This window comes from uncultured Maribacter sp., from assembly GCF_947500405.1.
Taxonomy (GTDB): domain Bacteria; phylum Bacteroidota; class Bacteroidia; order Flavobacteriales; family Flavobacteriaceae; genus Maribacter_B.
Genome location: NZ_CANMRY010000006.1, coordinates 250,443 through 260,448, shown reverse-complemented (window position 1 = coordinate 260,448; position 10,006 = coordinate 250,443). Strand labels below are relative to the sequence as shown.

Annotated in this window: 10 protein-coding genes; 6 read left to right on the top strand and 4 right to left on the bottom strand. The window is 31.8% G+C overall.

What is annotated here, in order from left to right; genetic code table 11:
* Positions 1 to 283: 283 nt before the first annotated feature.
* The 4 genes from Q0945_RS10620 to purN all read right to left on the bottom strand — a co-directional run bounded on the left by Q0945_RS10620 (position 284) and on the right by purN (position 4,482).
* On the bottom strand, positions 284 to 2,182 hold the full coding sequence (locus Q0945_RS10620) for an amidophosphoribosyltransferase (RefSeq protein WP_299434316.1): 1,899 nt from the start codon (positions 2,180 to 2,182) through the stop codon (positions 284 to 286).
* Positions 2,183 to 2,228: 46 nt separating this feature from the next.
* Positions 2,229 to 3,155: a PfkB family carbohydrate kinase gene (locus tag Q0945_RS10615; protein WP_299434313.1), complete on the bottom strand. Its 927-nt coding sequence runs from the start codon at positions 3,153 to 3,155 to the stop codon at positions 2,229 to 2,231.
* A gap of 122 nt (positions 3,156 to 3,277) precedes the next feature.
* Positions 3,278 to 3,913: a ribonuclease H family protein gene (locus Q0945_RS10610; protein ID WP_299434311.1), complete on the bottom strand. Its 636-nt coding sequence runs from the start codon at positions 3,911 to 3,913 to the stop codon at positions 3,278 to 3,280.
* Positions 3,913 to 4,482, bottom strand: a complete 570-nt coding sequence (gene purN / locus Q0945_RS10605; protein WP_299434309.1) for a phosphoribosylglycinamide formyltransferase — start codon at positions 4,480 to 4,482, stop codon at positions 3,913 to 3,915. The genes Q0945_RS10610 and purN overlap by 1 nt, the downstream gene beginning before the upstream one ends.
* Before the next feature lie 161 nt (positions 4,483 to 4,643).
* Between purN and Q0945_RS10600 the strand changes: the two genes are divergently transcribed.
* From Q0945_RS10600 to Q0945_RS10575, 6 genes are all read left to right on the top strand, one after another.
* Positions 4,644 to 4,877: an acyl carrier protein gene (locus tag Q0945_RS10600; RefSeq protein ID WP_008269813.1), complete on the top strand. Its 234-nt coding sequence runs from the start codon at positions 4,644 to 4,646 to the stop codon at positions 4,875 to 4,877.
* A 107-nt stretch (positions 4,878 to 4,984) separates the two neighbouring features.
* On the top strand, positions 4,985 to 6,235 hold the full coding sequence (gene fabF / locus Q0945_RS10595; RefSeq protein ID WP_298488032.1) for a beta-ketoacyl-ACP synthase II: 1,251 nt from the start codon (positions 4,985 to 4,987) through the stop codon (positions 6,233 to 6,235).
* A 6-nt stretch (positions 6,236 to 6,241) separates the two neighbouring features.
* Entirely contained in the window at positions 6,242 to 6,979 is a 738-nt protein-coding gene (gene rnc / locus Q0945_RS10590) for a ribonuclease III (RefSeq protein ID WP_299434307.1), read from the top strand.
* A 109-nt stretch (positions 6,980 to 7,088) separates the two neighbouring features.
* Positions 7,089 to 7,553 (top strand): IPExxxVDY family protein, encoded by a 465-nt coding sequence (locus tag Q0945_RS10585; protein ID WP_299434305.1) that lies wholly within the window; start codon positions 7,089 to 7,091, stop codon positions 7,551 to 7,553.
* Between the two features lie 2 nt (positions 7,554 to 7,555).
* Positions 7,556 to 8,998: a pyruvate kinase gene (gene pyk, locus Q0945_RS10580; protein WP_299434303.1), complete on the top strand. Its 1,443-nt coding sequence runs from the start codon at positions 7,556 to 7,558 to the stop codon at positions 8,996 to 8,998.
* Between the two features lie 121 nt (positions 8,999 to 9,119).
* Positions 9,120 to 9,968 carry a helix-turn-helix domain-containing protein gene (locus tag Q0945_RS10575; protein ID WP_299434301.1) on the top strand — a complete coding sequence of 283 codons (849 nt, stop codon included), beginning with the start codon at positions 9,120 to 9,122 and terminating at the stop codon, positions 9,966 to 9,968.
* Positions 9,969 to 10,006: the final 38 nt, after the last annotated feature.

The window sequence follows — 10,006 nt, the reverse complement described above, 5'->3', positions numbered from 1 at the left end:
GATAAAGCAACCGTATCTTTAGTTAAAGTGTTAGAATGAAACTTTTAATGACTTATTTCTATAGATTTTAGGGGAAGGAATAACTAGGGGTTAGAAATAGTGTAAAAAATATAAAGACGAAGCATTGCTCCGTCTTTACCCCAAATCTTACCATGAACTTAACCTACTTATGCTATGGCAACTCTAAAATAGTCTTGTGTGCTACCTTAGAGACTATATTGCCGTTGAAAAGTATTTTTTATCGATGAAATACACTATTGCGTGCATTTCATCGATAAAACCTTTAATAAGCTCTTTCGTTTTTCCCTTCGTAGAAGTTAATAAAAGCTTTGTTAACTACTCTATTACCTCCAGGGGTGGGATAATTACCAGTAAAATACCAATCTCCTAAGTTTTTTGGACATGCTTGGTGCAAACTTTCTATAGTTTGGTAAATTATTTCTACATCAGCTTTTATTTCTGGAGGGCTAAGAAGTTCTCCAATTTTCTTAGATATTTCTAAAGCAGTAAAAGGCGCATAAAATTCTTTTACATAATTTATTACATCTTTATCTTCTGACGTTATTTGCAACTTACATTTGTTATAAATGTCTTCTACAACATTCATAGTGTTATTATCTTTATGTAATTCTAAGGCGGCTCTAAAAGCAATAAAATCTTCCAGTTTAGCCATATCTATACCATAACAATCTGGATAACGTATTTGCGGAGCAGAAGAAACAACTACTATTTTTCCAGGGTTTAAACGATCTAGAATTCGTAAAATACTTTTTTTAAGAGTTGTTCCTCTTACAATACTATCATCTATAATTACAAGATTGTCTCCTTTTTTTACAGATCCGTAAGATATGTCGTAAACATGCGCAACCAAATCATCTCTACTACTATCTTGGGTAATAAAGGTTCTTAGCTTGGCATCTTTAATTGCAACTTTTTCTATTCTAGGCCTTACTTTTAAAATTTCATGTAGTTCATCACTTGTAATTCCACTACCTAGTGCTAATATTTGTTCTTCTTTCTTTTTATTTAGATAATTTTGCGCCTCTTTAACCATACCAAAGAAAGAAGTTTCGGCGGTATTGGGTATGTATGAAAATACAGAGTTCTTAATATCGTTATTAATAGATTTTAAGATTTGTGGAAATAATAGTTTTCCTAACTCTTTTCTCTCCTGGTATATTTCTTTATCGCTGCCTCTAGAAAAATAAATACGTTCAAAGGAACAAGCTTTTCTTTCGGTAGGTTCTAAAATTGGTTTTATTGTAGATTCACCACTTTTCTTTATTATTAATGCATGTCCAGGGTCTATTTCTTGTACAGACTCATAAGGAACATTAAATACCGTTTGTATTACGGGTCTTTCAGATGCTACAACTACAATTTCATCATCCTTATAATAATAAGCAGGTCTTATTCCTCCCGGATCTCTAAGAACAAAGGCGTCTCCATGGCCTAGTAAACCTGCCATTGCATAGCCTCCGTCAAAATTCTTTGCAGCTCTTTTTAAAATTTTAGAAACTTTTAAACGTTCTGCAATTAATGGAGAAGCTTCTCTTTTAGTATAGCCCTCTTTTTTTACCTGTTTGTATATTTTTGCAACGGCATCATCTAAAAAATGACCAATTTTTTCCATTACAGTAACAGTATCTGCCATTTCTTTAGGGTGCTGTCCAATATGAACAAGATTGTCAAAAAGCTCGTTAACATTAGTCATGTTAAAGTTACCAGCAACAATTAAGTTACGGTGCATCCAGTTGTTTTGTCTTAAAAAAGGATGTACACTTTCTATACTGTTTTTACCAAAAGTACCATAACGTACATGCCCTAATAATAACTCTCCTATATAAGGTATATTCTTTTTTTGTAAAGCAACATCCTCTAAATATTCAGGATGTTCTTTAAAAGCGGTATTTATTCTTTGGTTTATTTGTGCAAAAATATCTTGTATGGGTTGTTGTTCTGCAGAACGAACTCTACTCATATAGCGCTCTCCTGGTTCCATATCTAATTTAATACTTGCCAAACCAGCACCATCTTGACCGCGATTGTGCTGTTTTTCCATCATTAAATACATTTTATTTACACCATAAAAAGCGGTACCGTATTTTTCTTTATAATATTCTAGGGGTTTTAGTAATCGTATTACAGAAATTCCACATTCGTGTTTAATGGCGTCACTCATTACGTTATTTTAGTATTAAAAAAGCCCCAAAAGATGGGGCGTTAAATTATGTTAGTTTAATATCAAATTGTGTTAATGTCTTAAATTGGTGAAGTCTTTTATTTACTTCTTCTCGTTTTAAATCTTCCATTCTAGCAGTTCCAAATTTTTCTACAGAAAAGGATGCAAGGTTAGACCCGTGTATTACAGCATTTTTTAAATTAGAAAAACTAATGTTATTGGTAGATGCTAAATAACCAGCAAAACCACCAGCAAAAGTATCTCCTGCTCCGGTTGGGTCAAAAACTTCTTCTAAAGGTAAAGCTGGAGCAAAGAAAACTTCTTCATCATGAAATAATAGTGCACCATGTTCTCCTTTTTTAATAACTACATATTTAGGTCCCATTTTATGAATAGCTGCAGCAGCTTTAACCAAAGAGTATTCATTAGTTAACTGTCTTGCCTCTTCATCATTTATTGTAATAACATCAATCTCTTTTATAACTTCTTTTAAATCGTCAAGCGCATTATCCATCCAAAAATTCATAGTATCTAATACTATAAGGTCTGGCTTTTTTGTCATTTGCTTAATAACGCTCATTTGTACGCTAGGGTGTAAATTTCCAAGCATTACAACATTTGCATCTTTAAAATTTTCTGGAACTATAGGGTTAAAATCTGCTAGAACATTTAATTCTGTTGTAATTGTATCTCTAGAATTAAGGTCATTATGGTATTTGCCTTCCCAGAAAAAGGTTTTACCACCTTTTACAATTTCTAGAGCAGTTAAATCTATATTTTTAGTTTTAAGTAAATTTATATATTCTTCAGGAAAATCTTCTCCTACAACAGAAACTATTGCAGATTCTACATCAAATTGAGATGCCGCTAGCCCAATAAAAGTAGCAGCTCCTCCTAAAATCTTATCTGTTTTCCCAAATGGAGTTTCTATAGCATCAAATGCTACTGTACCAACAATTAATAATTTACCCATTCTACTAAAAAAATTAAGCCACAAATATAATGTTTTGAAAAGGGAAAAAAGGGACCACTTAATCAAAAAAATAAAATTTCATCGATCCACAAGAAGTTTTGTCGAAAAATAGTACAGGACTACTATTTACGCCCAAAATCTGCAGGAATTTCACCCCAAGCTTTGGTTTCCCATTTTACTATAGGTGTAGTGTAAGAATTAGCTTGTAGCCAATCAACTGCTCTATCTACTAAAATAAAGAGTTCTTTGTTTTTATCGTTTTGTACTAGTTTGGTGTTGCACTTTTTTTTGCGAACCCAGCTCATAGCTGTTCTAGAGTCTGTGTAAAGTATGCGGTTGCTGTTGTGTTTTTTTAAATAAGCTAAACCATGTACAAGTGCTAAAAACTCACCAATATTATTAGTACCTTGTTTAAATGGCCCTTGATGAAAGAGTCTTTTTCCTGATTTAGAGTCTACCCCTTGGTATTCCATAATACCCGGGTTCCCGCTAGAGGCAGCATCTACAGCAATAGAATTATAGTTTGGTAAACCATATTTTGCAAGTTCTTCTTTAGACAAAGTTGCTTTTTTGGTTTTTTGACCTTTATAATCGTTATAACTACCATTATATGCTGTTTGCGCAGTAGCTAAAGACTCAAAAGATTTGTATTGCGCTCCTTTATAACCGGTAATAGCAGCTTTACACTCTTTCCAAGAGGTATAAATTCCAGGTTTTAAACCTTGCCAAACTACATAAAATTTTTTCTTTCCAGCCATTATGCCTCTAAAAGTAGTTTCTCTATTACTTTAGGAAAAAACTCATATTCTAATTTATGAACTTTAGAAGCTATTTCTTCAATAGAATCTGATGGGCTTAAAAGAGCTTTTTCTTGATGAATAATTGCTCCTTCGTCATAATTTTCGTTCACAAAATGGATAGTAATGCCTGTTTCTGGCTCATTATTTTCTTTTACGGCTGCATGAACATTATTTCCGTACATACCTTTACCTCCGTATTTTGGTAGTAGAGCAGGATGTATATTTACTATTTTATTTGGAAAATTTGTAATCAAGTTTGATGGTATTTTCCATAAAAAACCAGCCAAAACAATTAAGTCTGGTTTATGAGATTCAATTATTTTTAAAACACAATCAGTTTTCGTGAAAGCGTTTTTGTTAAAATATAAACAATTGATTTTTAGTCTATTGCATCTATCAATAACTTTGGCATCTCTTTTGTTAGTAAGTACACAGGCAATAGTAACGTTAACGTTATTCTGAAAATACTGTACTATGTTTTCAACATTAGAACCAGAACCAGAAGCAAATAAAACAATATTTTTCATTAGATAAAATAATGTTACTTTAATATAAATTTCTAGGGCTAAAATACCACACTTGTATTTAATTTTCTTAAATTACACTACATTTTAACGACAAATTGTGTTATTAAACCATAAGTTTTTTATTTTTGCCATCAATTTAAATTTTTAAAACCAATATTATTATGTCAGACATTGCATCAAGAGTAAAAGCTATCATCGTTGATAAATTAGGAGTTGATGAAAACGAAGTGGTAACGGAAGCTAGCTTTACTAATGACTTAGGAGCAGATTCACTAGATACTGTTGAGTTGATTATGGAGTTCGAAAAAGAATTCGATATTCAAATCCCTGATGATCAAGCTGAAAATATCGCAACAGTTGGCCAGGCCATAAGCTATATAGAAGAAGCGAAGTAATCTTATGATTTCTTAAAAAGTTTTTAAATTATCCATGCGGTAAATATGCTGCATGGATATTTTTTTTTAAATTTCAGTTTATTAAGTATTAACAAACACCAGGTTTAATGCAATTAAAAAGAGTTGTAGTTACTGGATTGGGTGCTTTAACACCTATAGGTAATAATATAGAGGAATATTGGAATGCTTTAATCGAAGGTAAAAGTGGGTCTGCCCCTGTTACTTATTACGATACAGAAAAGTTTAAAACCAAATTTGCTTGTGAGTTAAAGGGGTATGACCCTTTAGATTATTTTGATAGAAAAGAAGCACGTAAATTAGATAGATTTGCGCAATATGCTTTAATTTCTTCAGATGAAGCAATTTTAGACGCTGGTCTAGATTTAGATAAACTAGATAAATTTAGAGTAGGTGTTATTTGGGGAGCTGGTATTGGTGGTTTAGAAACTTTCCAGAATGAGGTAATGAATTTTGCCGAAGGAGATGGTACCCCAAGATTTAATCCTTTCTTTATTCCAAAAATGATTGCAGATATTGCCCCAGGTAATATATCTATAAAGCATGGTTTTATGGGAGCAAATTATACTACTGTTTCTGCTTGTGCATCTTCTGCTAATGCTATGATAGATGCCATGAACAATATACGTTTAGGATATTCAGATGTTATTGTAACAGGAGGTAGTGAGGCAGCTGTAACTATTGCAGGTATGGGCGGTTTTGGTGCTATGCACGCTTTATCTAAAAGAAATGAAAGTCCAGAAACAGCATCAAGACCTTTTGACGCTACTAGAGATGGTTTTGTTCTTGGAGAAGGGGCAGGAGCTCTTATTCTAGAAGAATACGAGCATGCAAAAGCAAGAGGCGCAAAAATATATGCAGAAGTATTAGGTGGCGGTTTATCTAACGACGCTTACCATATGACGGCACCACACCCAGATGGCATAGGTGTTGTTCGTGTAATGCAAAATTGTTTACAAGATGCAGGTTTAAAACCAGAAGACGTAGACGCTATTAATACACACGGAACATCAACACCATTAGGAGATGTTGCAGAATTAAAAGCAATTTCTAAAGTTTTTGGAGAACATGCCGAAAAAATAAATATTAACTCTACAAAATCTATGACAGGGCATTTACTTGGTGCTGCAGGAGCTATAGAAGCAATTGCATCTATCCTAGCAATGAAACATAGTATTGTTCCACCAACAATAAACCATACTACTGTAGATGAGAATATAGACCCAAAATTAAACTTAACATTAAACAAAGCTCAAAAAAGAGAGGTTAATGTTGCATTGAGTAACACTTTTGGGTTTGGAGGTCATAATGCATGTGTTATTTTTAAAAAAATAAGCTAAGACTGCATGAGTTTCCCATACAATATATTTAATTCCCATTCTAAAGAGGATGGGGATTTTTTATTGGGAATAAAAGCAATACTAGGTTTTAAGCCTAAAAATATTCAGATATATAGAAAAGCCTTTTTACACAGATCTGTGAACATAAAAGATGCAGATGGAATCCCTATGAACTATGAAAGACTAGAATTTCTTGGAGATTCTATGTTAGGCACCATTATTTCTAAATACTTGTATAACGAAGTTCCAGAAGGAGATGAAGGCTACCTTACAAAAATGAGGTCTAAAATAGTGAGTAGAGAGCATCTTAATGAACTAGGGAAAGATTTAGAATTAATAAATTTTGTAGAAAGTAGAATTCCTAAATCTCATTTTGGAGATAATATACATGGAAATGTTTTTGAAGCTCTAGTAGGGGCCATTTATCTAGATCGCGGATATAAATACTGTGAAACTTTTATAACTAAAAAAGTTATAAACCCTTATGTCGATATAGAACAATTAGAAGGAAAAGTAATAAGTTATAAAAGCCTTGTAATTGAGTGGTGTCAAAAACAAAAAAAGTCATTTAAGTATAACGTCTATGAAGATACAGGTAAAGATGAGTTAAAACACTTTGCCGTAAAATTATCTATAGATAATACTATAGTAGCAAAAGCAAGAGCAACTTCTAAGAAAAAAGCCGAAGAAAGAGCTTCAAAAAGGGCATATTTTGCACTACAAAACAAAATGAATCACTCATAGATTAATTTTTTTTACATACTACAACGATATAGTTACAATTTCGCAATTTTATTGTAATTTCTTAACTAGGCAGATTGCTAATTAATCCTATATTTGCTTTTTATGGCCTATGGTTGCAGTACATAAAATTACGGAAGATTTTTATGAAGATAGCTTCATATTAATTGCTTTACATAGCAGTTTACCAGACTATGCTCTAACATACGCTATAAATAGTTCTTTAAAAGCAGCCTTTAAAAGATCAAAAAAAGATTTAGATTTATCTAATATTATTTCTTTTCCTTTTTTTGAGTGGGAAGATGAAATTAATGATAGATATTGGACGTTAATCACAAATTCTAGCAGAAATAAAGAGAATGTAATTACTGCAGATTTGTTTAAAGACGAAGTAACTTTTACAAGGCATTATTTAGTACCTGAACATAAGGAAATAGATTATTTTCTTAAAATTGAAGAGGAAGATGCACATATGGTAGAAGATATTTTAAAAGCACTAACAAGCATACCAAAAATAATTACAGCATATAAGATAGATGCTGAAAACTTAAAATCTAAGAACAACTTAATATTTTAACCATGTCAAGACAAAAGAAAACAAAAATAGTAGCAACCTTAGGTCCAGCAACAAGTAAGAAAGAAGTCTTAAGAGACATGATTAATACTGGTGTAGATGTCTTTAGAATAAATTTTTCTCACGCAGATTATGAAGACGTTACGGAGCGAGTTAAAATGATTAGAGAGCTAAATGATGAGTTAGGTTCTAACGTTTCTATACTAGGAGATTTACAAGGTCCTAAGTTACGAGTAGGTGTAATGGCAGGAGAAGTTGTAGTTTCTCCTGGAGATGAAATTACATTTGTAACTGGCGAAGCATTTGAAGGTAACTCAGAGCGAGTTTATATGAACTATGCAAAGTTTCCAGAAGATGTAAAGGCAGGAGAACGTATTTTATTAGACGATGGAAAATTAATGTTTGAAGTAGTTTCAACAAATAAAAAAGACGAAGTAAAAGCTAAAGTAATACAAGGAGGTCCTTTAAAATCTAAAAAAGGAGTAAACTTACCTAACACTAATATTTCTTTACCAGCCTTAACAGAAAAGGATGTTAAAGACGCCATATTTGCTATTTCGTTACAAGTAGATTGGATAGCACTTTCTTTTGTACGTTTTAGCCAAGATTTAATTGATCTTCAAAAGATAATAAAAGAACATTCTGAGCATAAAATTCCAATTATTGCTAAAATAGAAAAACCTGAGGCAGTTGAAAATATAGATAAAATAGTTTCGTATTGTGATGGTTTAATGGTAGCAAGAGGAGATTTAGGAGTTGAGGTTCCTGCACATGAGGTTCCACTTATTCAAAAGCAATTAGTACTACGTGCTAAAAGAGCAAGAATACCAGTAATTATAGCAACCCAAATGATGGAAACTATGATTACAAGCCTTACACCAACAAGAGCAGAAGTTAACGATGTTGCCAACTCTGTAATGGATGGCGCAGATGCCGTAATGTTATCTGGAGAAACATCTGTTGGTAATTACCCAGTTCAGGTAATAGATAAAATGGCGAGTATTTTAGAAAGTGTAGAAGGATCAGATCTTATTAAAGTACCACAAGAGCCACCACATATTAAAACTAAAAGATACATTACAAAATCAGTTTGTTACCATGCGTCTTTAATGGCAAATGAAATAAAAGCAAAAGCTATATCTACTTTAACAAATAGTGGGTATACTGCTTTTCAAATTTCTGCTTGGAGACCAAGTGCACATATTTTAGTTTTTACATCAAACAAAAGAATACTAACACAACTAAATTTACTTTGGGGCGTAAAAGCATTTTTTTATGACCGTTATGTTTCTACAGATGAAACTATAGAAGATGTAAATAAAATTGCGTGCCAAAAAGGGTTTTTAGAAGAAGGCGATATGTTAATTAGTCTTGCAGCAATGCCTATAAAAGATAAGGGAATGGTAAATACATTACGAGTTACAGAAATAGAGTCTTGTAATTTTTAAGAATAATAATTAAGATTTTAAGCTCAAGTATGAAAATGTTTGGGCTTTTCTTTTTTAAAGCTATTAGTAAGTTTTTCTTTTTTTAAAGACTAAAAAAACATATAAAGAAGAAAATAAAAGTATGAAGTTTGAATTTTATGATCAAAAGTTAGGTTCTATTTTTGGATTAACAGATGATATTAAAAAAGATGCGCAAAGTTTTACAATAACTTCTGGGACAATTAATTTTTTATGGAATAGAAATGCTGAAAATTTAGAAATTTTAGTAGATGGCACACCATTAATTTTAAAACCTAACCAAATAGCAACTACTACTTATTTACAGCATATTTCATATAAAAGTACCCAATTACCTCTAACTTCTTTTTTATTTAACAGAGAGTTTTACTGTATTTCAGACCATGATCAAGAAGTTTCTTGTAATGGTATTTTATTTTTTGGCACACAAGATTTACCTATAATAACAATCCCAATAGAACAAGAGCGTAAGTTTAATACATTATATGAAATTTTTGAAGATGAATTTGCTACTCCAGATAAAATTCAAGGAGACATGCTACAAATGCTTTTAAAAAGGTTAATAATTATATCTACAAGACTAGCAAAGGAACAGCTTATTGTAAAAAAATTAGATAATGACCAAGTAGATGTTATTCGTAAGTTTAATGTTTTGGTAGATACACACTATAAAACCAAAAGAAAAGTTAGTGAATACGCAGAACTACTTTTTAAAAGCCCAAAAACACTATCTAATTTATTTGCATTATACAACCAAAAATCACCACAGCAAATTATTTTGGAGCGTGTTGCTTTAGAAGCAAAACGACTAATAAACTTCACAGATAAGCAAAACCAAGAAATAGCATATGAGTTAGGTTTTAATGACCCGGCTCATTTTAGCAGTTTTTTTAAAAAAATGACATCACTTTCTCCTTCTAAATACCGTGAAACAAACGGAATTCTACAATAAAGGAAATTTATACAAGTAGTCGGGAAATAGGTACTAAC